20 protein-coding genes and 1 pseudogene are annotated in these 23,352 nt (G+C 51.7%); 11 read left to right on the forward strand and 10 right to left on the reverse strand.

What is annotated here, in order from left to right:
* Positions 1 to 567: 567 nt before the first annotated feature.
* From MWU63_RS13270 to MWU63_RS13280, 3 genes are all read right to left on the reverse strand, one after another.
* Positions 568 to 1,197, reverse strand: coding sequence for a 2-dehydro-3-deoxy-6-phosphogalactonate aldolase (locus MWU63_RS13270; protein WP_213890264.1), 630 nt, complete (start codon positions 1,195 to 1,197; stop codon positions 568 to 570).
* Positions 1,194 to 2,114: a 2-dehydro-3-deoxygalactonokinase gene (locus tag MWU63_RS13275; protein WP_213890265.1), complete on the reverse strand. Its 921-nt coding sequence runs from the start codon at positions 2,112 to 2,114 to the stop codon at positions 1,194 to 1,196. Before MWU63_RS13275 ends, MWU63_RS13270 begins: the two co-directional genes overlap by 4 nt.
* Before the next feature lie 247 nt (positions 2,115 to 2,361).
* Positions 2,362 to 3,411: a LacI family DNA-binding transcriptional regulator gene (locus MWU63_RS13280; RefSeq protein ID WP_213890266.1), complete on the reverse strand. Its 1,050-nt coding sequence runs from the start codon at positions 3,409 to 3,411 to the stop codon at positions 2,362 to 2,364.
* A 114-nt stretch (positions 3,412 to 3,525) separates the two neighbouring features.
* Here MWU63_RS13280 and MWU63_RS13285 point away from each other — a divergent pair, with 114 nt between their 5' ends.
* The 5 genes from MWU63_RS13285 (at position 3,526) to MWU63_RS13305 (ending at position 9,239) form a co-directional block, all read left to right on the forward strand.
* Positions 3,526 to 4,548 (forward strand): TRAP transporter substrate-binding protein, encoded by a 1,023-nt coding sequence (locus MWU63_RS13285; protein WP_213890311.1) that lies wholly within the window; start codon positions 3,526 to 3,528, stop codon positions 4,546 to 4,548.
* Between the two features lie 66 nt (positions 4,549 to 4,614).
* On the forward strand, positions 4,615 to 5,172 hold the full coding sequence (locus tag MWU63_RS13290) for a TRAP transporter small permease (RefSeq protein WP_247078259.1): 558 nt from the start codon (positions 4,615 to 4,617) through the stop codon (positions 5,170 to 5,172).
* 12 nt (positions 5,173 to 5,184) lie between these two features.
* Positions 5,185 to 6,501: a TRAP transporter large permease subunit gene (locus MWU63_RS13295; protein ID WP_213890312.1), complete on the forward strand. Its 1,317-nt coding sequence runs from the start codon at positions 5,185 to 5,187 to the stop codon at positions 6,499 to 6,501.
* A 12-nt stretch (positions 6,502 to 6,513) separates the two neighbouring features.
* Entirely contained in the window at positions 6,514 to 8,301 is a 1,788-nt protein-coding gene (locus MWU63_RS13300) for an IlvD/Edd family dehydratase (RefSeq protein ID WP_213890268.1), read from the forward strand.
* A gap of 8 nt (positions 8,302 to 8,309) precedes the next feature.
* Positions 8,310 to 9,239: a sugar kinase gene (locus MWU63_RS13305; RefSeq protein ID WP_247078261.1), complete on the forward strand. Its 930-nt coding sequence runs from the start codon at positions 8,310 to 8,312 to the stop codon at positions 9,237 to 9,239.
* A 537-nt stretch (positions 9,240 to 9,776) separates the two neighbouring features.
* Here the strand turns inward: MWU63_RS13305 and MWU63_RS13310 are convergent.
* The 3 genes from MWU63_RS13310 to MWU63_RS13320 form a co-directional block, all read right to left on the reverse strand.
* Entirely contained in the window at positions 9,777 to 10,439 is a 663-nt protein-coding gene (locus MWU63_RS13310) for a hypothetical protein (protein WP_247078263.1), read from the reverse strand.
* Positions 10,440 to 10,492: 53 nt separating this feature from the next.
* Entirely contained in the window at positions 10,493 to 10,693 is a 201-nt protein-coding gene (locus MWU63_RS13315) for a glycosyltransferase (RefSeq protein ID WP_213890271.1), read from the reverse strand.
* 422 nt (positions 10,694 to 11,115) lie between these two features.
* Positions 11,116 to 11,490, reverse strand: a complete 375-nt coding sequence (locus tag MWU63_RS13320) for a hypothetical protein (protein ID WP_247078265.1) — start codon at positions 11,488 to 11,490, stop codon at positions 11,116 to 11,118.
* A 1,237-nt stretch (positions 11,491 to 12,727) separates the two neighbouring features.
* On the opposite strand from MWU63_RS13320, the gene MWU63_RS13325 reads away from it, so the two are divergent.
* Entirely contained in the window at positions 12,728 to 13,879 is a 1,152-nt protein-coding gene (locus tag MWU63_RS13325; protein WP_247078272.1) for a site-specific integrase, read from the forward strand.
* Positions 13,880 to 14,212: 333 nt separating this feature from the next.
* Here MWU63_RS13325 and MWU63_RS13330 read toward each other — a convergent pair whose 3' ends face one another.
* The gene (locus tag MWU63_RS13330; RefSeq protein ID WP_170865130.1) at positions 14,213 to 15,070 is read right to left on the reverse strand and encodes a LysR family transcriptional regulator; all 858 of its coding nucleotides are present in this window, start codon (positions 15,068 to 15,070) and stop codon (positions 14,213 to 14,215) included.
* 115 nt (positions 15,071 to 15,185) lie between these two features.
* Between MWU63_RS13330 and MWU63_RS13335 the strand changes: the two genes are divergently transcribed.
* Positions 15,186 to 16,142, forward strand: a complete 957-nt coding sequence (locus tag MWU63_RS13335; RefSeq protein ID WP_213891398.1) for a DMT family transporter — start codon at positions 15,186 to 15,188, stop codon at positions 16,140 to 16,142.
* A 284-nt stretch (positions 16,143 to 16,426) separates the two neighbouring features.
* On the opposite strand, the gene MWU63_RS13340 is transcribed toward MWU63_RS13335, so the two are convergent.
* Positions 16,427 to 16,603, reverse strand: a complete 177-nt coding sequence (locus MWU63_RS13340; protein WP_213890276.1) for a hypothetical protein — start codon at positions 16,601 to 16,603, stop codon at positions 16,427 to 16,429.
* A 392-nt stretch (positions 16,604 to 16,995) separates the two neighbouring features.
* Between MWU63_RS13340 and MWU63_RS13345 the strand changes: the two genes are divergently transcribed.
* Positions 16,996 to 17,757 carry a sulfite exporter TauE/SafE family protein gene (locus MWU63_RS13345; protein ID WP_213890277.1) on the forward strand — a complete coding sequence of 254 codons (762 nt, stop codon included), beginning with the start codon at positions 16,996 to 16,998 and terminating at the stop codon, positions 17,755 to 17,757.
* A 183-nt stretch (positions 17,758 to 17,940) separates the two neighbouring features.
* Here MWU63_RS13345 and MWU63_RS13350 read toward each other — a convergent pair.
* Positions 17,941 to 18,087: pseudogene (locus MWU63_RS13350) on the reverse strand (IS6 family transposase); the annotation flags it as partial.
* 406 nt (positions 18,088 to 18,493) lie between these two features.
* Here MWU63_RS13350 and MWU63_RS13355 point away from each other — a divergent pair.
* The 3 genes from MWU63_RS13355 to MWU63_RS13365 all read left to right on the forward strand — a co-directional run bounded on the left by MWU63_RS13355 (position 18,494) and on the right by MWU63_RS13365 (position 22,418).
* On the forward strand, positions 18,494 to 19,033 hold the full coding sequence (locus MWU63_RS13355; protein WP_213890278.1) for an Hsp20/alpha crystallin family protein: 540 nt from the start codon (positions 18,494 to 18,496) through the stop codon (positions 19,031 to 19,033).
* A 183-nt stretch (positions 19,034 to 19,216) separates the two neighbouring features.
* A complete protein-coding gene (gene groL / locus MWU63_RS13360; RefSeq protein ID WP_213890279.1) occupies positions 19,217 to 20,839 on the forward strand; it encodes a chaperonin GroEL in 1,623 nt (540 codons plus the stop codon).
* 196 nt (positions 20,840 to 21,035) lie between these two features.
* A complete protein-coding gene (locus MWU63_RS13365; protein WP_213890280.1) occupies positions 21,036 to 22,418 on the forward strand; it encodes a DegQ family serine endoprotease in 1,383 nt (460 codons plus the stop codon).
* Positions 22,419 to 22,432: 14 nt separating this feature from the next.
* Here MWU63_RS13365 and MWU63_RS13370 read toward each other — a convergent pair whose 3' ends face one another.
* Entirely contained in the window at positions 22,433 to 23,035 is a 603-nt protein-coding gene (locus tag MWU63_RS13370; RefSeq protein WP_213890281.1) for a hypothetical protein, read from the reverse strand.
* Positions 23,036 to 23,352: the final 317 nt, after the last annotated feature.

The following is a 23,352-nucleotide window of genomic DNA, read 5'->3' on the forward strand; positions in this document are numbered from 1 at the left end:
CCGAGATGCTCGGTCTCAAGCTGCTGCCTTTCGTTCATAAGAATCGATTGGAAAAACTTCGGTAACTGGGACCTATCGACCGTATCGGTTTCTACGCCTGGTTTGACGGGGCGTCACGCCTGTTTTGGAATTGTGCTGAGACTCTCGCTATGTGGTTTGACGAAACTTAAGGTGGCTCCAACTTTATTAGTCAGAAGGTCTTACAAGCGCTCACCACAAACCCATACAGTTATAGCGAAGTGAGTGATGTCCAAAATTCGATTGTCCAAAAGCATCGTCGGCAAACTCACCATCTGCCTTTCTGATACTGTTTACTTGGGTACCTCATTAATTGCCTTTGGTGTACGCGTGAAGGGGATATAGAAAATATTGGCTCTTTGTCTTCAGAGGGTGCCGTCTTGATTCCTGCGAGGTCCAAGCCGGTGGAGGGTCGGATAGCAACCTGTGCGACCTATGATGGACCTGAACGATCCGATGTCGAAGCAAGTTTGAAGCAGGTTGAAATCGAAGGTAATCTTGCGTGCGTGACTAAAAACCCGTTTTGCATCTTAGTTTCTGGCCAAATCCTCAGCTGGTCAAATCAGAGTAGGCCTCGACAAAGACCCGCGCGCGCTGTGCCAGTTCGTCTAACCCATCGCCTGGCTTGAACAGCGCTGAGCCGAGGCCGAAACTGTTGACCCCCGCAGCGTAGTAACTGCGCATGATTTCGGGTTTTATGCCGCCCACTGCAGCAACCAGAGCTGACTTGGGCAGAACTGCGCGCATGGCGGAAAAGACTGCGGGCGAAACCATTTCAGCGGGAAAGAATTTCAAGACCGCCGCGCCCAATCGCAACGCTTCGAACGCTTCGGTTGGGGTCATCACACCGGGACACCATTTGGCGCCCAATTGAATAGCACGCGCCCCGACTTCGGGGCTCATGTTTGGTGACACAATGATCTGGCCACCTGCGTCCACAACCGCCGAAACTTCGTCCGCCGTTAAAACTGTTCCGGCCCCGATGACGATGTGATCACCGTATTTGGCGGCGATACGTTTGATCGACACCAAGGGGTCGGGTGAATTCAAAGGTACTTCAATTATGCGAAATCCCGCGTCAACCAGCACTTCAGCAACGGAAACTGCATTATCCGGTTCGAGCCCTCTTAGAATCGCAATAAGCGGGTTTTGTGTGAGTGCATCTTGCCACAATGTCATAATATCAATCCTGCTGATTGGGCGATCAGGAAATGGCCCAGCGCCACAATGTCATCTGGGGCACGCTGGCTGGTTAAACCGGCAATACCCATTGCTGTTTCGTATCGGTCTGCAAGATCATCGCGCCCAACAATTGTGATCAGATCGCTGATTTCATTGTCCGGCATGTGTGCCGAAATTTCCGCGCCGATCAACATGCCCGACAAATAGTCCGCTACCATGTCCGCGCTAATTCTTCCAAACAAGGGCATCGTGCGAACATGAAACAGGTCATGCAGCAGGTTCGATCCCTCCCGAAGCCCAGCCAATACGCCCATACGAAAGCCCGTTTCATTAAAAGGCCCGTCTTCCATCAGGGTCCCCAAGATCGTGTACCCCCGCAGAGCGGCAAAGATTTCGCCAGTCATAAAAGTTGCGTAGTCCTCAATCTTGCCAGCACGAACGGTGACCCATTTGCTGTGGGTTCCGGGCATGACGACAACGCCGTCACCCATTCCCAGTGAGAATGCCCCGACGATCTGGGTTTCTTCGCCGCGCATGACGTCCGGCGCGCCGTTATGTTCCGTTGTCATGCCGGTCACGAACCGCACAATCGTTCCGTCTGCCGTTTCAAACGACATCAGGTTCTCCGCCAGTTCCTGGGCACCGGATGGCACGTTGATATAAGGCGTTTCGACCCACCCATTGCGGCTGGTGATCATACCGGACGCAATAACCGGCACGTTGCAAGCCGCGGGCCACTCTGAAACCAACGCGTTGAAAACTAAGTCGAAATCTCGGTTCGGAACATGCATGATCCCCTGCGAAGTCGAGATGCGGTCAAGCACCTCGCCCTGCGCGCCAATCAAGAAAGCCCGCAAAGATGAAGTGCCCCAATCGATTCCAATCAGAACGGGGTCAGATGCGACCGAATTCATTCAACAGATCCTTAACCATTTTTCCTTTGGCCACCCATTTGACCGCCACAAACCGATGTGCCCTGACCACCGTTGGACAGCTGAATGTTAATCGCTTGACTGGCCTTTGGTGCGGAACGGGGGTTTGAGGCCGCTGTCCGTCACGCCAAGGCGATGCTGAACGTCCACGAAAACCGTTGTTGGCAAATAACATTTCAGAACTTGGTCAAATTTCGCCAACAAATCAGGGCAGCGTTCAAATTGATAATTAACTTTGAGCATTTTTCCGTTCCAGGTTTAAGATACTCGAGCCGCGGGGAATAACCTCAAAACCAAGATCAAGTCGCTTTCGCGCTGTCACTGAATCCGTCTCTAAAGACCGAACAATCGTTTTAATAGCCGCACCTCCGATACGGTACCGGGGCGTTGCGACAGAGGTTAGCCCGGGGTTGAGTTGCTTACTGATTTCGAGATCGTTGAAGCCACATATGCCAAAATCTTCAGGTATACGGATGCCACGGCGCTGTGCCTCAAGCAACGCACCAATTGCAAGGTCATCATTGTTGCAGAAGATCGCATCAGTGTCTGGCGCGCGGACAAGTAGTTCTCTTAGCAACTCGGCACCAAGGCCCACCGAGGAAGCTTCGGGGGTGGTAACCGTCCGCTCGGCCGAAAGGCTCCCTCGGCTTTTAAGCTCCTGGCGGAATCCGGCCAGACGGCGTTGTGAACGCGGGTCCATGCGCGCACCCAGAAATCCAATCCGCTCGTAACCCTGCTCTATCAGATGACGTGTTGCCGCAGCACCCGCCTCGAAATGCGAAAACCCGATCATGCTATCAACGGGTCCCTTGTCGAATTCCATAATCTGAACGATCGGGCAAGAAGCCTCCATCAGCAATTTTCGGGAGGTCTCGGTCTGATCGAGCCCGGCCACAATCAGGCCTGCCGGTTTCTGGCACAGGAAGGTACGGATGAGTTTCTCTTCTGTCAGCGGACTATACCGGTAATTACCTATCTGTATTGAATACGGGGTGCCTTCGATCTCGTCATACATGCCCCGCAAAACCTCGGCAAAAACGCTGTTGGTCAGTGATGGGATCAACAAACCAATGACATCCGTACGGTTGGAGGCAAGCGCAGAAGCTGCTGCGTCCGGCACGTAGCCAAGCGCATCAACCGCAGCTTCAACCTTCTCACGTGCCTTAGGCGACACCATGTGTGGTGAGCGAATTGTGCGTGAAACCGTGATTGCGCTAACACCCGCTTCTTTAGCGACGTCCACAAGTGTAATTTTTTGCTTTGTCTTAATTTTCTTCATATTCTGCAATCCTATTACAAAATAAACAACGCGGAAAGTTGACAAATGATTGCGCAATCATTAACAGTTTGCAAGTGCGGCCAAGAAGTCAGCATTTTGGGAGGAAGAGAAGAGATGTATAAGATTTTTTCAAAGTTCACCGTGTCTGCGGTAGTCGGGGTGGTCCTTGCCGGATCCGCTCTGGCGCAAGATTACAACTTCCGGTTCCAGTCATCGGACCCGGCAGGAAACGCCAACTTTATCCTGCAACAGTCTTGGGCTGAAGGAGTGACCGAACGGACAGGTGGTCGTGTTGCGATCGAACTGCTGCCGGTTGGCACGATTGTCGCCCACACCGAGACACAGGATGCCGTAGCGGCGGGCATTCTGGACGGCCACTTCACCGACACGTCCTACTTCGCCGGCAAAGAACCTGCGTTCGGCCTGATCGCCAATCCGGTTGGCGCCTGGTCCGATCCCGAGCAGATGTTCGATTTCATGGAAAATGGCGGCGGCAAAGAGCTGATGAATTCGCTGATGGAGCCCTATGGCCTGCACTTTATCGGTGCCACCACCCCGGGTCTGGAGTCGTTTCTGTCGAAGAAGCCACTGGATGGCGTTGATGACCTTATGGGTCTGAAAATGCGCGCGCCTGAAGGCATGGTTCAGCGTGTATTTGCAGCAGCAGGTGCCGCGCCGGTCAACCTGCCAGGCAGCGAAGTTTTCACGTCGCTGGACAAGGGCGTGATCGATGCCGCCGACTATACCGTGTTCTCGACCAACCACGCCCAGGGCATGCACGATATTGCCAGTCATCCGGTCTATCCGGGTTTTCACTCCATGCCGCTGGTTGAAGTGAGCATCAACAAGGCAACCTGGGACGGGCTTCCTGAGGATATTCAAGCCGCGCTGGAGCAGAGCGTATCGGACTTTGCGCGGATGCAGGTCAGCACTCTGGCCGAACGCGACGTCGCAGCGGTTGCCGAAGCTGTCGCCTCGGGTGAGGTGACTGTTCACGATTGGTCGGCGGAAGAGCGCGCGAAGTTCCGTGCCATCGCCAAGGTTGAATGGGAAGCCGCCGCAGGTGCATCAGACGCATCCGCTGTGGTCTATGAAGCTTTGACCAAATACCTGAGTGACAACGGCCTGCTGCAATAAGCCGTGCTAACTTGACTGCCCCAGCCTTGAAAGCTGGGGCAGTCGCGGTTTAAGGGAGGTGGGTAAATGGCAGATATTACGAATGAACGAGAGCCAGAGAGAGTTGCAGAGGCAATCCCTCAGGCAGGTGCATTTGGCAAGGTAATCAATGCTTTCGGCATCGTTTTCGCGATAGCCATTCTTTCCTCCGCGGCAATCCTGTTTCTGGAAGTCATTTTGCGCTACGGCCTCAATCGGCCAACGATCTGGGCGCATGAGACCGTGATCTTTCTTACAGCCTGTTCCTTTGTGTTCGGTGGGCTCTATGTTGCATCGCGCAATGCCCACATCCGGGTGGTGCTGATTTACGACCAGCTTGGCGCAGCCAAACGTCGACGGTTCGATGTTGCCATATCTGTGGCTTGCAGTTTCGCCTGTGCGGTTTTTGCCTGGGCCTCATGGCAGAGTGTTGTGCGAGCGGTATGGACCCCGACAGGCGACTTTCGCTTGGAAACCAGTGGCAGTGCCTGGGATCCGCCCACGCCCGGACTGGTCAAGGTATTTCTCTTTATCGTGCTTATTCTGATGGCGCTGCAATTTGCAATTCTCGCCTTCAACTACCTGCGCAAGCCTGTGGGGCGCTGAACCGTGGAATTTCTGTCTTATTTGACCGACATGAAGTCAATGGGCATTGAGTGGGGAACCCTCGTGATGTTCGTCCTGCTGCTGGGGCTTTTGTTGACCGGAATGCCGTTGGCGTTCGTGACGCTCCTGGTCGCGCTGATCTTCGCGCTTGGTTGGTTCGGGCCAATGTCGGTGCCGCTGATCACCTCGCGGATATTTAGCTTTGTTAACAGCTTCGTTTTCGTCTCAGTACCGATGTTCGTGCTGATGGCGTCCATGCTGGACCGATCCGGCATCGCCAAAGACCTGTTTGACGCCATGCGCGTGGTCGGCGGGCGGCTTCGCGGCGGGATTGCCATTCAGACACTTCTTGTGGCCGTTGTGCTCGCCGCGATGTCGGGTATCATCGGCGGCGAAGTTGTTCTTTTAGGTCTGCTGGCGCTGCCACAAATGTTGCGTCTGGGCTATGATCGGCGGTTGGCCATCGGTGTTTGCTGCGCCGGCGGTGCACTGGGCACGATGATCCCGCCCTCAATTGTTCTGATTATTTATGGTCTGACGGCAAGTGTTTCTATCGGGGACTTGTTCACCGCGTCGTTCCTGCCGGGGTTGATGCTGGCATCATTTTATATCGCCTATGTGCTGATACGTGCCTATCTGAATCCGGCCATCGCACCTGTGCCCGAAGCCGGTGAAATCCCAACGCGTGAGAAGCTACGGCTGCTTAAAGGGCTAATCCTGCCCATAATCGTGGTAATTTTTGTTCTGGGGTCAATCTATGGCGGTATCGCATCAGTAACAGAAGCCTCTGCCATGGGTGTGGTGGGCGTAGCCCTGTCTACCGTGATCCGGGGCGAGTTCACTTTGGGTCTTCTAAAAGGCGCTGCACTGCAAACCCTGTCAACCGTCGGCATGATCGTTTGGATCGGTATTGGAGCCTCGGCGCTGGTCGGTGTGTTCAACCTGATGGGCGGGATCAACTTCGTTTCTGGACTCATTGTTGGTGTTTCGGAAAACCCAACCGTGATCGTGCTTCTGATGATGCTTATCCTGTTTGTGCTGGGCATGTTCCTTGATTGGGTTGGTATCGCCCTGCTGACCATGCCGATCTTTGTGCCAATTGTCCGCGATCTGGGGCTGGACCCGGTTTGGTTCGGCGTTGTCTTTGCCATGAACATGCAGGTCAGTTTCCTGTCGCCGCCCTTTGGGCCTGCAGCCTTCTATCTGAAATCGGTGGCGCCGCCGGATATTTCACTGGGTGAGATTTTTCGTTCCCTGCTGCCGTTTATTGCCATGCAGGTACTGGCACTGGCTATTCTGATCATGTTTCCTGGTGTGACCGGCCGATAGAGGAAAGAGTAAATGACAAAAATAAAATTACGTTCGCGAGACTGGTTCAACAATCTGGATGATCCGGAGATGACCGCGCTCTACATCGAACGCTATCTGAACTATGGCCTGACGCTTGAAGAATTACGCTCGGACAAGCCAATCATTGCTATTGCGCAGACCGGTAGCGACCTGTCACCCTGCAACAGGCATCATCTGGAACTGGCGGGGCGGACCCGCGAAGCCATTCGCACGGCCGGGGGCATTGTGCTTGAGTTCCCAGTTCATCCGATTCAGGAAACCGGCAAACGCCCTACCGCAATGCTGGACCGGAATCTGGCCTACCTTGGTCTCGTCGAAACCCTTTTCGGCTATCCAATTGATGGCGTCGTGCTGACAATCGGCTGTGACAAGACCACCCCAGCTCTTTTAATGGCGGCCGCGACCGTCAATATTCCTGCGATTGCGTTATCGGTCGGACCCATGCTTAACGGTTGGCACAATGGCGAACGCGCCGGGTCGGGAAGCGTCATCTGGGATGCGCGGCAGCAACTCGCCGCTGGCGAGATTGACACCGAAGAGTTTCTGGAACGCGCGGCTTCGTCGGCACCTTCTGTCGGCTATTGCAACACTATGGGCACCGCCACGACGATGAACTCGTTGGCTGAGGTATTGGGGATGCAACTACCCGGAGCGGCTGCGATTCCTGCACCATACCGTGAGCGAGGGCAGATGGCCTATTACACCGGATTGCGTATCGTCGATATGGTGCTGGAGGATCTGCGCCCCAGCGAGATCATGACACGCGACGCGTTCGAAAACGCAATTGTCATCAATTCAGCGTTGGGGGGGTCAACCAACGCTCCGATCCACCTGAATGCAATCGCCCGTCATTTGGGGATTGAACTGACCAACGACGACTGGGAACGCTTGGGGCATCACATTCCACTCTTGGTTAATATGCAGCCCTCGGGTGCGTATCTGGGAGAGGATTTTTTTCGTGCCGGAGGTGTTCCCGCAGTGGTGTCCGAGTTGTTGCGCGCCGGGTTGCTGCCACATCCCGGCGCAAAAGGCGCAAACGGAAAAACTCTTGCGCAGAATTACGACGGGCAAGTGGCAAGCAATGGTGATGTGATCCGGTGCGCCGAAAACCCGATGCTGGAAAATGCAGGCTTTCTCAACCTCAAAGGCAATCTGTTTGATAGTGCTCTGATGAAAACTTCGGTCATCAACGAAGAATTTCGCCAGCGTTATCTTTCAAATCCTGATGATCCCGAAGCCTTTGAAGGTCGGGCGATCGTATTCGACGGTCCGGAGCAGTTTCGCAGCATCATCGACGACCCGGCACTTGATATCGATGAGACGTGCATCCTGGTTATGCGTGGTGCCGGACCCAAGGGGTATCCGGGCGGGGCCGAGGTGGTTAACATGCGACCGCCCTCGTATCTGATCAAACAGGGTGTTCATGCCCTTCCCTGCATCGGTGATGGCCGGCAATCGGGAACTTCGGGATCAGCTTCGATTCTGAACGCTTCACCCGAGGCCTGCGACGGTGGTGGACTTGCGTTGCTGAAAACTGGCGATGTTATCCGCGTGGACCTGCGCTCCAAGGCCGTAAACGTGCTGGTCTCGGACGGTGAACTTACCTTGCGTCGACAACAGTTGGAAGAGGCAGGTGGTTTCCCTATCCCAGCAAGCCAGACGCCATGGCAGGGTATCTTCCGAGACATGGTCCGCCCGTTTTCCGAGGGCATGATTTTGGATGGCGCGACGGACTATCAGGATATCGAGCGGAAATTCAAACTTCGAAACAACCACTGAGACAGAAAATGAAAAAGCCCGATCTGATTTGCCTCGGCGAACCTCTGTTCGAATTCAGCGATGTTGGGAACGGTACCTGGGTTTCAGGGATTGGAGGCGACGTATCTAACGTTGCAATTGCAGCTGCCCGTCAGGGTGCCCGCGTGGCGATGCTGACGCAACTTGGCAACGATCCGTTCGGTGCCATGATCCGAGAGACATGGCGGTCGGAAGGAATCGACGACACACGTGTGGTGACACATGAAGAGGCCGCAACTGGAATTTACTTCATCACGCATAAAACCGGCGAGCATCAGTTTGAGTACCGCCGCGCTGGTTCAGCAGCGGCGCGAATGCGCCCAGTGGATATGAACAGCGCCGCGTTGAAAGGGGCCCAAGTCCTGCATCTTTCAGGCATTTCACAAGCCATCAGCGCCTCTGCCAGTGCAACAGCGTCGGCAGCCATCGATCAGATGCGGCAGTACGGAGGTCGGGTCTCCTATGACACGAACCTACGGCTAAAACTCTGGCCCTTGGAACGGGCACGCAAGGTCATCCACGACACTGTCGCTCGTGCAGACATCGTTCTGCCTGGCTACGATGACGCACGTCAGCTTACCGGCATGGACCGACCCGAAGACATCTTGAGTTACTATCGCAGCCTGGGACCCGAGGTTGTGGCGATGACCATGGGTGACAATGGCGTTCTGGTGTCTTTTCAAGACGAAGTGCAGCACCTACCCAGCCCAAAAGTTGAAGTCGTAGATGCCAGCGGCGCCGGAGACTGTTTCGACGGTGCATTTCTGTCAAAACTGATTGAAAGGAAGACAGTACCCGAGGCAGCGGTCTACGCAGCGGCTGCTGCAGCTTTGTCCGTAACAGGCTACGGTGCTACGAAACCAATCCCGACGCACGAAACCATCATGACACAATTCCCCGAGCTGCGCGGTGCGGCATGACCAAACTCGCCAGAGCAAACAGCAAACGCCTGCGCAAGATCTGCGCTCATAGCGCGGCAATCCCGGTTCTGTCACACGAAGCACCAATTGTGACCTGGACAAGTGTCCATTTGACTTACGCAGTGTTTTCTCTGAAACAGAACTTCGGTTGGCTGAGCCCTACGTTAGCTCCTCCAAATGATTGTGTTTTGAGATGCGCCTAAGCTCCAAGCAACTGCGCAATCGTTTCGAGATGCAGGATTGGCAGGACATTCACAATATCATCGGAGACGCATTCGCAGCGATCACCCCGTCACAGTAAAGGAACGGATCGGGAAAGCGGCGGGAAGGTATCGGTGGACCTGACACGCGTGGTTGTATCGGGCAACTTTTGATATGTGTTGCGGCATCCACAACCACCACCTGACCTCTTCCGGATTCTGAGGCTGTAAGTGCCTACGATTCTTTACGGTGGAAAAGTTTTGCTTTGGCGAATCTCAACTCGTCCCTAACTAGATAGTTCCAACTCAAGCGCTATGCCGCAGCGCCTTGCGTTGCCTACGCGACTCGGAGATCGCGATACCGATGGCACGCAGCAGGCGCCGACTCAGGAATGGGACAATCCCGGGAAAACCTCGCGTGATGAACGCCGCCCTTATCTCTCCTTCGCTTGCGCGGAGCGCCAAGAAACGAAATCTCGTGATCAGGACTCATACCGAAGGTCTGTATATCTATGAGACGCTGCTTGAAAACGCAGATATCATGGTCGACTTCGCGTAGGCGCTTCTTTCGGAAGGCTTCCTTTGTAAGCGCCTCCGTCGGTGTGTTTGTGAGGCCCGCCCCCATCCGATAGGTCAGCAACGGCGCATCGATGAAATGCAGCCTCCCCTCGAGGGCAGCTCGGAACCCGTGGATCAGATCCTCATGGGCGTTCGCAAATTGTATCAGCCCATATTTCCGATAAAGATCGCGATGCCAAGCGCATGTTGCACCGAGATAAAGCGCACGCGATTTCGCTGCGGCAAGGGGGTCCGTGGTCGTGTAAAACGTTGCCTTCCTGTAGGTCGCCTCAGCGGGCGACCGATCGAGCTTCGTCACGTCGGCATGCGAATACACAAGCAAAGGATCCGCTTCTTCGAACGCCTCCATAATGCGCCGCGCGCGATCAGGATAGTATATGTCGTCTCCAGCGGCCGCGATTATTACGTCCCCGCTACACATCTCAAGGCACTTCTTGAGATGTGCATTCACGTCGAGGTTGGTGTCATATCGGTTTAAGAGAACATCGTGCGGCCGTCATACTGGTCCACGACCTCCTTCATGCGGCTGTAATTGTCATCACGCGAAGCATCGTCGGAGAGGACGATCTGCATCGGCGCGCATTCCTGCAACAATGCGCTGCGCACCGCCTCTGCGATGTAGGGCGCTTGCTCGTAGGAGAGAAGTAGACAGGTGTAGGTGTAACGACGTGTCATGCTGCTGCGATTTCTGGCTTCGTTCGAACTCAGACCGCGTAGCAGATCACGTCTGTTCCGTCCACACCGTGCGCGCGCCAGCTTTAAGTTTCGCATCGCTGACGCCGCAGTTCCAGCACGTTTCCCTCACACCATGTATCGATTGATGTTCCTTCAGATTGCCAATCGCCTGTTCCTCAATGAACCTTGATCGCTTCGTCGGTGGTCTCCTTCGACAGGAATTGACTAACTCAAAATTGCAAACATCTAAGGGGCGATAGCACTAGGTCTTCTATTCAATGGTCGCAGGTTGGTGGCAGCCTCATCTAATCAGCCCAAAAAGCTTCCTATTGGCGAACAAATACAGCAACGATAACGCATGATAGACACCGCCAGTTACCTAAAATTTACTGATTAACAACCCCAGTGACTGGCAGCACATATCATTTGAGTATCACAAATGAGCGGTCCGGTAAGAAACGTGATCTTTTGACAATGTAGCTTTTCCCTTTCAGCCATTCGCGAACGGCCATTGTTTCGCCCGGGTAATGCTCGTCGTTCAATTCGTCGAATACTAGTACACTGCCAGAAAGCAAACGCTCTTCCATTGCCACGAGCGCGGCTTTTGTAGGCTCATACAGAGCCATGTCAAAATAGGCGAGGGCAATCACGGTTTCAGGATGCTGGTCAAGATATTCGGCTACGGTTTCGCAAGCATCACCTTGCACAAGATTGTGCCGAAGCGCGTGTCCCATTGCGTTTTCTGAGCGATGATAAGCCAACAGGGCACCAAGATAGTCTTTGTAGTTTTCGGACACAACATACCCATCGTCTTTTACCGTTTCCGAGCGGGTATCATTGCCGGTAATGCCCTCGTACCCACAAAAGTATCAAAACCTACGAGCGCTCTGGCCGCATTATAGGGTTCCAGCATTGCTCTCATGGATTCAAATACAACAAGATCCTAGCCCAGCCATGTTCCCAAAACGAAGATGTCGTCAGGCAAGGTCAGCGCCTCACTATAGGCTTCTTACAAGAAAAAGATCTTCGCCAAAGCGGAAGATCGAGCAAAAAGGCCAAAATTGGTGAGAAGAGTCGCATCATCAAAGGGTCGGCTTTCAAACAGACTATAAAGCTGCTGGCGGGCTAACAGCTGCTCATCCGATGTGTTATTGTGAGGCACGTAATTTGGGGGCTGCATTTTGTTTTCCTGTGAAATGTTCCTAACGTATGAATGCCCGAAATATTCCACCGTCGCAGTTTAATTGGCTATCTTCAGTGTAAGGTGGCTGTTTTCGGTGAGAAAAGACCTTCTGCATACCCAGCGTGTCGGCGGTGACACCAGAAATCAGCAAACGACGCTGTTGCTGCAGCGTCACACCCACCAAACTCCTCCTGCTGCTTTCACAGCACTTTCACGTGGAATTTGGCAAAACAAATGTCCGCTTCTTGTTGGTGATTAGCATGTTGTTTTATATAAGAAAGGTTGATTTCAGGAATAAGATTTGAACCTACGGCCTTCAGGATATGCGCCCATGAAGAACCGACTTTTCCAGCTGACGCGCTTGGCGGTCTATCTTGGACCGCACGCTATTCTGGAACTACTGTTTCTGGTTTCGTAGCCGTAGAAATTTGCTCGGCAAACAATGTCATTGACATAACACGATGCGGGCGAATGAACTTTCCTAGCCTTCGCAGAAAACCGATAACATTGCGTTCCGACAACACCGCAACTTTGCAAGTCGCGATTCCCGGCAGCTTCCACAGTGCTTCCTCAAAAGCCCATCGCGACAATCACGATGCACAAAATAGCACTAGCTTACTGAAAATAGAAAGATGTGGTGAGCCCTACTGGGCTCGAACCAGTGACCTACTGATTAAAGTCTTACGGTCCCTACTTCTCTACTATTCTGTGGGTTTCGAAATTACCCTGTAAGCATATATTTTGATAGTATTTAATTCTATGCCATTACTATTTCAAACTATCTTCTACTTCCAATTTCTCGACTTTTTGCTTACCTTATGCTTACCCATACAGTTCAAGCGAATTGAGTTATGTCAAAAATCCGATTGTCCAAAAGCGTCGTCGATAAGCTTGCCCCCTGCCCTTTTGACACTGTTTACTGGGACACCTCATTGATTGGCTTTGGTGTACGCGTGAAGCCAAACAACACCAAAAGCTATGTCGTTCAATACCGAAGCAAAACCACGGGTAGATCTCGTAGAAAGACAATTGGACAACACGGCCCTCTAATGTCATTTGCACAGGCTAAGGAAATTGCGACGGGCCTTTTCTCCGACGTCCTCAGAGGTCAAGATCCAGTAGCAGAAGCCAAGTCAAAGCGAGATGCACCTTCTGTGCAGGACTTGGCTCTACAGTACTTGGAAATTCACGCGATCCCAAAAAAGCGCCCCAAAAGCGTTGCAAATGATCAATCTATGCTGAATCGCCTGATCTTGCCAAAGCTCGGCAATCACAGAGCCTCCGGAGTTGGTCATAAAGATATTCAGACCCTTCACAATTCCCTCAAGCAAACACCCTATCAAGCCAACCGGGTTCTCTCTCTTCTTTCCAAGATGTTTGAACTTTCTATCAAATGGGGATGGCGCACGGACAACCCGGTCAAGGGCGTTGAAAAATTTCACGAAGAAAAAAGGTATCGTTGGCTGTCGGATGACGAACTTGGCAGACTGGTCGTTGCCCTCAATCAGCATCAAAATCAAAAAGCTGCAAATGCAATTCGACTGCAACTACTGACAGGGGCACGAATTGGCGAAGTTTTAACCGCTCGATGGGTAGATTTTGATCTTGAGCGTGGCGTTTGGATCAAGCCTTCACACCACACGAAGCAAAAGCGGACGGAGCATTTGCCTCTCTCCACCGCTTCCCAAGAACTCCTAGCGGGGATATTTGACATCAAAAACGAAGGATCGGAATTTGTTTTCCCAGGCCGATCACCTCAAAAACCCCTTGTTGATCTCAAGAAATTTTGGCGCACTGTCGTTACAAAAGCTAAGATTCAAGACTATCGCATTCACGACAATCGCCACACGCATGCATCACAACTCGTTTCCAGCGGTATGAGCCTTGCTATTGTGGGGCGGCTACTAGGGCACACAAATCCAATGACGACACAGCGATATTCACATCTTGCAGATGAGCCATTAAGAGCTGCTGCCGAGATTATGGCGTCGAAGCTCAAGTAACTTTAAAAAACCTTCTGCGTTCTAATCTGCTTTCGGCCCAAACCGATCGTTCGTGGAGGGACGGCGAACTACCGCAACGAGCCCGTTTTAACCAATGCTGCGCAGCGCACGAATGGCAGGTTTGGCGGTGTCTGACCTGACGTGTCTTACAGGCCGCCTCAGCGATCCGCAGCAGTATCGCCCTTACTTCGGACGTTTCTTCACTCCGTCGCGTTACAATGTGCTTCGAGCACCAGAGCGGGCAGTTTGAACCGATTTTTCGATCCTGTTTCTCGGTGCTTGATGGGCAGTGGATAGCGGGAAGCCAAGGCGCGCTTGGCTTTTTGAATCTGATCAACGATACGGAGATTCTGCCAGATGCGCTTCAACATGCGCGGCAAAGGCAACTGCGTTCTTGCTATCGTCGTGTGCCATAAAGGTCGTCACATTACCGATGCTTGGCAAACCAAGTTCCGACGAAACAAGTGAAACATCGTTCTTTGCAATTGCTTTTGGCAACGCTGCAATTGCAAGATCAGCCCGCACCGCCGCCAGCTGCCCTGCGGATGTGTCGCTCGAATAAGCCACTCGATAAGGGATTGCTGCCTGATCCAACGCGGCAAGTGCTGCATCCCGCCACGAACACCCCTTTTCCGAAACAGCAATTGGCAGAGGCGTATTCTGCACGGCCGCACCATCTGTCGCTTGCAACCAACAAAGCTCTTCCGTATAGAGTTTGCGCGCAGCGCGTATCCTAGAATTCTGCTCACTGAAAAAGACTACCTGTGCATTTCCAGACCCAAAAAGGTCCTGAGCCGCATCACATGCATCCAGTCTGACTTCGACGCATATGTTCGGGTGCGTCACGGCAAAGCGTTTCAAAAGCGCGGGAACCGTCGATATTCCCAAATCATGCGGTGCAGCAAGCCGCAGATGTCCCGAAAGTGTCGACCCGCGAAATTTTGACAGCGTCTCATCGTTCAGGCTCAGCAGGCGACGGGCATATCCCAAAAACTGTTCACCTGCTTGGGTCAACGTGACCTTCCGGGCATCTCTGTGCAGCAGCTCACAGTTCAGGAGCTCTTCGAGCTTTGCAACTTGTAAGCTGACAGCCGAAGGGGAGCGATTGACGCGGTTTGCGGCCAATCGAAAACTCCCTGTGTCACAAATCGCCGCAAATGTGCGCGCCATGTCGAGGCTAATCGTCCGCATTGGCTCAGCATCACTAGAAAATAACGGTGAGGATATCTCATTCATAAGTCCAGAATGTATCGTTTTTCTAATGTGATGAACAGGGCTAACTTCCCCTCAACTGAGGAGAACAGACGTGGATGCATCAACGAAGACCCTATTGTCAGGCCTGTTTTGGGGCGGCATCGCCGTCGCGGTATTGTCCGGATCTCTCGTCATGTTGCGGCTTGGCGTTCAGACATCCCTCACGCCGTTCGATCTTGCGGCACTGCGTTTTGGCATCGCGGCCTTGTTGTTGGTCGGTGTCATCTGGCGACGCGGGTGGGCGATGGACAAGCTGGGCGTCTTGGGTGTTCTGGCTCTCGTCACGTGCAATGGCGCGCCCTACATAATGGTGCTGTCCTTCGGGTTTGAGTTTGCGCCTGCCTCTGACGCCGGGGCGATCAATCCAGGTCTCATGGCTGTGTTCGTTGGCATTCTTGGGTGGATCTTTCTGGGCGAAAACATGAGGGTGGCCAAAATCGCAGGGATACTGGCGGTGCTGGCCGGGACCGCGCTGTTCACGGACCTGCTGACTTTGAGGCAGGCCTCCTTCGGGCACCTCATTTTCGCAATAACGGGTGGGATGTGGGCGAGCTATGTCATCATCGTGCGGAAAACCAATCTCCCCGCCCTTCATGCAACCGCGATCATTGCCGTCGGATCAGCTCTATCGTTTCTGCCGGTCTATCTTGTGTTTTTTGGGGGGCAAATATTGCAGGCTCCGGTGCGCGACATTGCAGCCCAAGCGATTTACCAAGGTGCGCTCACTGGTGCTTTGGCGGTATTTGCATTCACAAAGTCAACAGAATACTTAGGAGCCTCGGCTGGGGCGGCTTTGACAGCGCTTATTCCAATCGTCACGCTGATTATGGGCGCAGCTTTTCTGGGGGAGACGGTTGATGGTTGGAAAATTTTCGCCTGCGCTCTGGTTGGTCTCGGCGTCTTCCTCACACTTTATGCCCAGCGTTCGTCAGCCGCCAGCCGCAGATCCGAGATGACAGAGCAGCAAACTACGCCCCGGCAATGGCCCACAGGAGAGTCGGGCGCATAACGCCAAGTGAGATACAAAACCGCCAACAACAGCCATTTGCTGAAAATGTCACAGCTCGGCTTGCTTTAAAGCGCGCGCCTGTCTGCGATCAAGACCTCAGGTTTGTCAAGTACCGGAGCAGATTAGTGCTTGTCCAAAGGGGTCATTGGAGCAACCGCAGCGAAGGCTCGCTAAGTCCGCACATCTGACATCTGGGAATGACGCAGCGAATGGCCGCTTCCGCCCATCTCTGTTGGAGAGGATAGTGTAGTAAGCGCAGAAAGGCAGGGCCTCGCCTTGCTAGATCACTTCCGATCGCGCGCGGACTTTTCTTCTTTAGTCAGCTTGTTGTTCCAAGAATTGTTGCTCAAACCCAGCTCACTTGGCAGGGGTTTGGTTTTGCCAACGCTGACTTTGCCGCCTTTGTTCAGGAATTCCTGAATAAGCGCTTCATCCGTGGTATTTTTGGGGACTTGTTTCATGCAGACATGCCTAGACTACTTCGCATTCGTCTCGCAACACTGATCCCCCCGCCTCCTTTTTTTGGATTTTTGGCATAGGCGATGGCGTCAACACTTTTGGGGGTGGTGTCATCAGCGAACACTATGCGGGCGCCAAGCCGCTCTATGAGCACTCACAATTTGCGTTGAATATCGCGTTCTTCGTTCGTCATGAAAACTTCCTCCATCCCAAATCAGGGAATTTACAGGAAGTGTCCCGAGAGTCCGTACATATCTACATTGCATTCTACGAAGAAATTTTTTTTATAATCGAGTGTAAGTGAGTTGGTGTAACAATCGGAATTTCGCCTTTGCCAACTTGCAAGGTCTAGTTAGACAATCAATACATTGGTTTTCACTTGGATTGGATTTCCATGATACCGCTTCTGGGCCTCTCGATTACTGACCTAGTCTGGTGCGGGACCGTCCTATTTGTAGCGTCCTACATACGCGGCTATTCCGGGTTTGGTTTTACAGCGGTTCTCATGTCGGGGTTAACGATCTCGCTCCCGATCATCGAGATCGTACCGCTGTCGATCGCTTTAGAATTAGCTGCCTCGTCCGGTCAGGCCCGTGGAATATTTTCTGACATTCGGTGGAAGCAACTTTCCATACTTCTGACTGCCGGTTTCGTTGGAACCCCAATAGGCGTCTATCTTCTCGGAATTCTTCCTGAAGATCCCCTTCGCATTTCAGTCCTCGCCTTTATCTTTATCTCAAGTTTTTATCTTATTTTCTCACACAAACGGTTACGCACATTGCCGTCATTGGTGCACGGATTGGTGGGTTTTGCCATCGGTATAGCCAACGGAGCAACTGCCTTAAGTGGTTTGGTTCTGGCGTTGTTTTTCAGCCTGACAGATGAAAAAGCCACGCGCATGCGCGCCACCATGATTGCATACTTGTTTGTGGCGGATGTTTGGGCGGGTGGATTTCTAGCTACTTCAGGGTTCTACGATGGTCTCACAGTCCACCGGATCTTGGTATCACTTCCACTGCTGGGTCTTGGTGTATGGCTTGGCTCTAGGCAGTTCGCATCAACGGATCCAAAAACTTTCAGGGCCGTCGTTTTGTGGCTTTTGTTGATCTTAAGTGCCACCGGTCTGTTGTTCGTTACGACTGCAAACTTTCCCTGATCCAGCCTACTTGGCGAGTAGCTGATATTTGCTTCGGTTTTTGAGATTTTAAAGATCTATATTAAATGCCCCCCCCAGCACTATAAATGTGCCATCAAACACCGACCCTAGGGTTGTCAGACTAGTTCGAACCAATCTCCGTTTGCCGCAAATAGGGCGCACTTATGCGGAACAAAGTTGGCGTCACTCGGCCAGACCAGCTGTGCGGTTAAGCTTGAATTTGGCCCAACTGTAGAGGTGGCGCTCCAAATTGAAGTGAGTGTAGTCAGAGGCTTGAACAGATACAAATTTCTGCAAACTTCGCATGTACGTGAAGCACTGCATCGCGCGCGGCCAGGGAAAGATTGACAAATGTCAGCACTCGGTCCCATTTTCTGGGCAAGAAGTTCGCTCGGTGAGTGGACGATCATATGCCATTCAGTTTCCAACATTTCTATTGGTGCTTTCAGACAGAAGCAAACCAGTCCCCACAGGCACGGCGAGTTTCTGAAACAACCGCTGCATACTGTCTAAAAAATGGCGCTACAGACTCCGATTTCGACGGATGCGAGGCATAGCTCTCTCTTCGCTGAAATTGCGGATTCGAGCTCTCCTAACGAGTATTCAGCCAACGGTTCATCTTCTGATGTTCGATGGTGCGAATGATTGACAAACGTCAATGAGAAAAATTTGCAAACACCTAAGTTGTTTTCAGGAGAGCTTCGTTTACTTCCTTAGAAATTCTGGAGGACATACTATGAACAAGAAAAGCGATATAGCCGTAAAAACAAAAGAAGACATGCCAGACGCATCAAGATCACAATGGCACCCGTTGCTCGATCTGCGTGAAGAAATCGAAAACGTTTTTGACGAGTTTCAGGGAGGGTGGCCGTTTGGACGATTGGCGCGTCAATGGAAAGTTCCGACATTGTCCACGCCCTTTGATTTTGGCACCAAAGTCCCAGCTATAGACGTCATTGACAAGGAAAAGGAAGTTCAGATCAAAGCTGAGCTGCCCGGTATGGACGAAAACGATATCGAAGTCGAACTTTCTGATCGCATGCTGACCATCCGCGGTGAAAAAAAGGAAGAACGCGAAGAGGGTGAGAAAGAAGGAAATTACTATCTCTCCGAACGGCGCTATGGCTCCTTCACCCGATCGCTTGCTGTACCCGAAGGGGTTAACACAGACAAGGTTGATGCCTCTTTCAGCAAGGGTGTTTTGACGGTCACTTTACCAAAACTACCTGAAGCGAAAGCCAAAACGAAAAAGGTGAAGGTCAAAGCCAAAGCATAGATGGCCTTCGAATGACACTTGAGAAAGCTCCGGTCACCTTTAAATTTCCGGAACGAAACAGGTGGCGGAACTATTTTATGTCTGCCACCGACGATGTGCCCCCGCACCCCCAAGTATCACGCGGGGGCCATCTTATTACTTAAATGCTTCAAGTTATTGCACTGAGCAAGTTGGGACTGCAAAATGCCCTACAAAAATATAACATTCCGGTCAGACGCCCGACAGAAAATTTTACGCGGAACATCTGCCTTGGCCGACGCGGTGCGTGTAACGCTTGGGCCACGATCAAAATCTGTTCTCATCGAGAAAAAATGGGGTGCGCCAATTGTCTGCGATGATGGTGTCACCATCGCCAAGGAAGTCGAGTTGAAAGATCCCGAGGAAAACCTGGGAGCGCGCATGCTTCGTCAGGCTGCCGAAACAACAGGTGACGCGGTGGGTGACGGCACAAGCACCGCGACGATACTTGCCCATGCAATTTTCGCGGACGGAACACGGAACGTTGTGGCGGGCGCCAGTGCGGTCGAAATCAAACGAGGTCTTGAAAAAGGGTTGAATACCGTCGTCAAAACCCTGCAAGAAATGTCGAAACCCGTCGAAACAAAATTGGAAAAAGCACAGGTCGCCGCCATTTCCGCGCATAGCGATACAGTAATCGGCGAACTTATTGCTGACGCAATGGAAAAGGTTGGGAACGACGGTGTGATCACGGTGGAGGAATCGAAGACCACCGAAACCGTGCTGGATATTGTCGAAGGGATGCAATTTGATCACGGTTACATCTCCCCCTATTTCGTGACCGATGCGGCTAAAATGGAAGCTGTTTTAGAAGATCCATTGATCCTGTTATGTGACCGAAAAATTACAACGATGAATGACCTTGTTCCTTTACTGGAGCAGATTGTAAAAAGCGGAAATTCCCTCCTTATTATCGCAGAGGACGTAGATGGGGAAGCGCTCGCAACCCTGGTTGTAAATCAGATGCGGCGTGTTTTACCCAACGTTGCAGTCAAAGCACCGGGTTTTGGAGACAGGCGTAAAGCCATGCTAGAGGACATCGCAATTCTTGTCGGAGCTCAGATGGTTTCGTCAGATATTGGGCTCACGCTCGAAAAAGTTCAGCTTCCGCAGCTTGGGCGCGCCAGTCGCGTTGTCTGTGACGGCGACAAAACAACGATCGTCGGCGGCGCTGGCGAAAGCGCGGCGATCAAGGCCAGGGTTGAACAAATTCACAACCTGATTGAAAAGACGACAAGCGATTATGACCGCGAGAAACTGGAAGAACGTGCTGCTAAACTCTCTGGTGGTGTTGCTGTTATCCGCGTGGGCGCGCCGACAGAAACTGAAATGAAACGAAAGAAAGAAGCGCTTGATGATGCGATTAATGCGACCAAAGCTGCCGTTTCCGAAGGGATAGTCCCAGGAGGCGGACTGGCACTTTTACGCTGCACGAAGCCTTTGGAAGACCTTGAAAAATCTGTCGAGGGTGACGAACGTACCGGTCTCCAGATACTGCGGCGCGCACTTTCCGCACCGATGCGGCAGATCGCTGAAAATTCTGGCGTCGATGACGGCGTTGTTGTCGCCCAAAGTATGAACAGCAAAAAGAATGTCGGATATGACGCTGCAACAAATACATATGTAGATCTGGTTGACGCTGGCATCATTGACCCAACAAAGGTTGTACGTATCGCCCTTGAAAACGCTGTTTCTGTAGCCAGTGTTCTTTTGCTGACAGAAGCAACAATGACGGAAGTCCCCGAATCTGAAGAAAAAGGGCAACGAGAAAGCGCTGTAGGGATTTAGGCAAAAAATAGGCCGTAGTATGCGTCACTATATAATTATTTTTCTAGATCTATATCGATTAGAGGCAGGTCCCCAGAAAAGGTTAAGAGCCAAGCGCATGTGTGATTTTCGTCAATGGAGTACGCAGTCCGCATAAGTTCACCGTCTCTAAGACAAAGACATTAGATGATATTTTGTGAAAATGGAGGGATATCAGATGGACAGGTTCTTTTTTAGATTTCTTTTCATAAGTGTAACCTTGGTTTTTGTGAATGCTCAGGCGTTTCCGGCACAGGCACAGATTTTAGCTCAAACAGATGAACGTGGCATACCCACGATTGCGCCCTTGCTGCAGAAAATCACTGACGCAGTTGTGAACATTGCTGTGGTCTCAGAGAAACCTATTCGAATGAACCCGCTGTTTAACGATCCCTTCTTTCGGCGTTACTTTGATTTTCCCGAACGCATGGAGCCACAGCGGCGTCTAAGTGCTGGCTCCGGCGTCGTTATTGACGCGGAAAAAGGTTATATTCTCACCAACCATCACGTGATCGAAAATGGGGTCGAAATCACGGTGACGCTGAACGACCGACGAAACTTTAAGGCGGTGGTTATCGGCTCAGACAGTGCAACTGATATTGCGCTTTTAAAAATTGACCCATCAGATTTGACCGCCCTGCAAATGGGAGATTCCTCGACTTTGCGGGTTGGTGATTTTGTTGTGGCGGTCGGTAACCCCTTCGGTTTGGGTCAGACTGTGACTTCCGGCATTATAAGTGCACTTGATCGTTCTGGTATCAACCCCGAAGGGTTTGAAGATTTCATTCAGACGGATGCATCAATCAACCCAGGTAACTCAGGGGGAGCTCTTGTAACACTCGACGGCAATCTTGTCGGCATAAACTCGGCAATCATTGCCCCTTCTGGTGGCAACGTCGGAATAGGGTTTGCGGTGCCCATCAACATGGCACAACTGGTTATGGAGCAATTGATCGAATATGGCGAAGTCCGTCGTGGATTGCTTGGTGTTTCTGCACAGGATTTGACACCAGATTTGGCGGCCGCCCTTGACTTGGATACTACGCAAGGCGCGATCATTGTACAGGTAGAGCCGGGTTCTGCCGCAGAAAAGGCCGGGCTTTTGCCCGGTGATATCGTGATTGATGTCGATGGCGAAAGCATTGACGATTCTGGTGACCTGCGAAATATGGTCGGCCTGACAAAACCCGGAGAAACGCTTTGGATTACACTACTCAGAGATGGCGAATTGATGACGCTGGATACAACAATCGACATACCAACCGAACCCACGCGTACCGGAGTAGAAAGCCGCGTTAACAGACTCACGGGTGCCGAATTCAAAGCCCTGAGTTCCGGAATGCAAGGCTTTGGAATTGTAGAAGGTGTGTCAGTCGTCTCAGTTCTCCGCCATAGTCCCGCAGCCAACGCAGGGTTGCGGGCAGGTGATGTAATAATGGCCGTAAACAAACAGAAAATATTGACTGTAGAGGAGCTATTTAGCGCTCTTCCCGATAACAGTTCTGCTGTAGCGCTCACGATTTTTCGTGGAGGAACAAGACTTTATCTTATTATTCGATAGGTAAAAAAGTTTCTTTATTCTTGAGTAGAGCCGTCAATTTTCTTGTACGATCGGTGACATCTTGCAACACGGTCTTTGTACCCTTCAGCGTCTCCATAATCTGCGAACGAATGGTAACTCCCATGAGGATTTGGAATTCGACGCGCATGCTTGATCGGACACCAGTACTTTTCCGTATCTGAAGCAACAGCAACTACATACGAGAGGACTCCATTCGCGTAAGAACAGTAAACGCAGTTTATTTTCTCGATACCGTTCAGATATTTAAGGCGGTGTCGATCGAACACAATGTGATTGCTTCGACGTACTTTTTTTATGCCGTAGACCGGAAAACAGATCAGTTGATATATTGAAACAAACAAATCAAGCAACGCCAAAGGAACAAAAACAGCGTAGATAGCAGGAGCTGTCAGGATAGTCAGCAATTTTGCACCGCTGACATATTTCAAAAGACTTGTTCGAAGTTCGCTGTGGCGCTGCAGCACTTCTTCCCGGAACACTGCACGTCCGTTCTCAATATGAACACCCAATGCCACGCGTGCGTCCTCGAATTCAGCCTCCAATTCGTCTTCGAGCTTTTGGATGTGTTGTCTCAACTCTTCAATTTTCTTTAGCACCAAACGTTCCCTTCAGATTTGAAAAAATTGTAACTCTTTTTGAACTTACGAGAGACTTTTTTGTTAAAAGATAACCTTTCTTAAAGCGCTTCGTAAATTTTTTACCACCAGTTGAGCTGTGATAAACTTCGATATCGTTCGATGACAGAGCACACGAATCCCAAAAAGGCCGCGTTGCCCATAGCCACCAGTTACGGTGGTTTGCTTTCGATGATGAGAATCTTGGCCACGATATTGCCCTGAGTTAGTTGGGTCCATTCTATAAGGACCGATAGGAAACGGAGCGGTAACGTCAGTATGATATTGCAATCTTGCAG

The organism is Pseudohalocynthiibacter sp. F2068, from assembly GCF_023015645.1.
Taxonomy (GTDB): Bacteria; Pseudomonadota; Alphaproteobacteria; order Rhodobacterales; family Rhodobacteraceae; genus Pseudohalocynthiibacter; species Pseudohalocynthiibacter aestuariivivens.

Bases quoted from the DNA above. Each gene is read 5' to 3' on its own strand.
- MWU63_RS13340 (WP_213890276.1), bottom strand. From the start codon at position 16,603: ATGAAACAAGTCCCCAAAAATACCACGGATGAAGCGCTTATTCAGGAA.
- MWU63_RS13330 (WP_170865130.1), bottom strand. From the start codon at position 15,070: ATGCGGACGATTAGCCTCGACATGGCGCGCACATTTGCGGCGATTTGT.
- MWU63_RS13275 (WP_213890265.1), bottom strand. From the start codon at position 2,114: ATGAATTCGGTCGCATCTGACCCCGTTCTGATTGGAATCGATTGGGGC.
- MWU63_RS13345 (WP_213890277.1), top strand. From the start codon at position 16,996: ATGATACCGCTTCTGGGCCTCTCGATTACTGACCTAGTCTGGTGCGGG.
- MWU63_RS13300 (WP_213890268.1), top strand. From the start codon at position 6,514: ATGACAAAAATAAAATTACGTTCGCGAGACTGGTTCAACAATCTGGAT.
- MWU63_RS13280 (WP_213890266.1), bottom strand. From the start codon at position 3,411: ATGAAGAAAATTAAGACAAAGCAAAAAATTACACTTGTGGACGTCGCT.
- groL (WP_213890279.1), top strand. From the start codon at position 19,217: ATGCCCTACAAAAATATAACATTCCGGTCAGACGCCCGACAGAAAATT.
- MWU63_RS13355 (WP_213890278.1), top strand. From the start codon at position 18,494: ATGAACAAGAAAAGCGATATAGCCGTAAAAACAAAAGAAGACATGCCA.
- MWU63_RS13365 (WP_213890280.1), top strand. From the start codon at position 21,036: ATGGACAGGTTCTTTTTTAGATTTCTTTTCATAAGTGTAACCTTGGTT.
- MWU63_RS13270 (WP_213890264.1), bottom strand. From the start codon at position 1,197: ATGACATTGTGGCAAGATGCACTCACACAAAACCCGCTTATTGCGATT.
- MWU63_RS13325 (WP_247078272.1), top strand. From the start codon at position 12,728: ATGTCAAAAATCCGATTGTCCAAAAGCGTCGTCGATAAGCTTGCCCCC.
- MWU63_RS13315 (WP_213890271.1), bottom strand. From the start codon at position 10,693: ATGACACGTCGTTACACCTACACCTGTCTACTTCTCTCCTACGAGCAA.
- MWU63_RS13305 (WP_247078261.1), top strand. From the start codon at position 8,310: ATGAAAAAGCCCGATCTGATTTGCCTCGGCGAACCTCTGTTCGAATTC.
- MWU63_RS13310 (WP_247078263.1), bottom strand. From the start codon at position 10,439: ATGTGTAGCGGGGACGTAATAATCGCGGCCGCTGGAGACGACATATAC.
- MWU63_RS13285 (WP_213890311.1), top strand. From the start codon at position 3,526: ATGTATAAGATTTTTTCAAAGTTCACCGTGTCTGCGGTAGTCGGGGTG.
- MWU63_RS13290 (WP_247078259.1), top strand. From the start codon at position 4,615: ATGGCAGATATTACGAATGAACGAGAGCCAGAGAGAGTTGCAGAGGCA.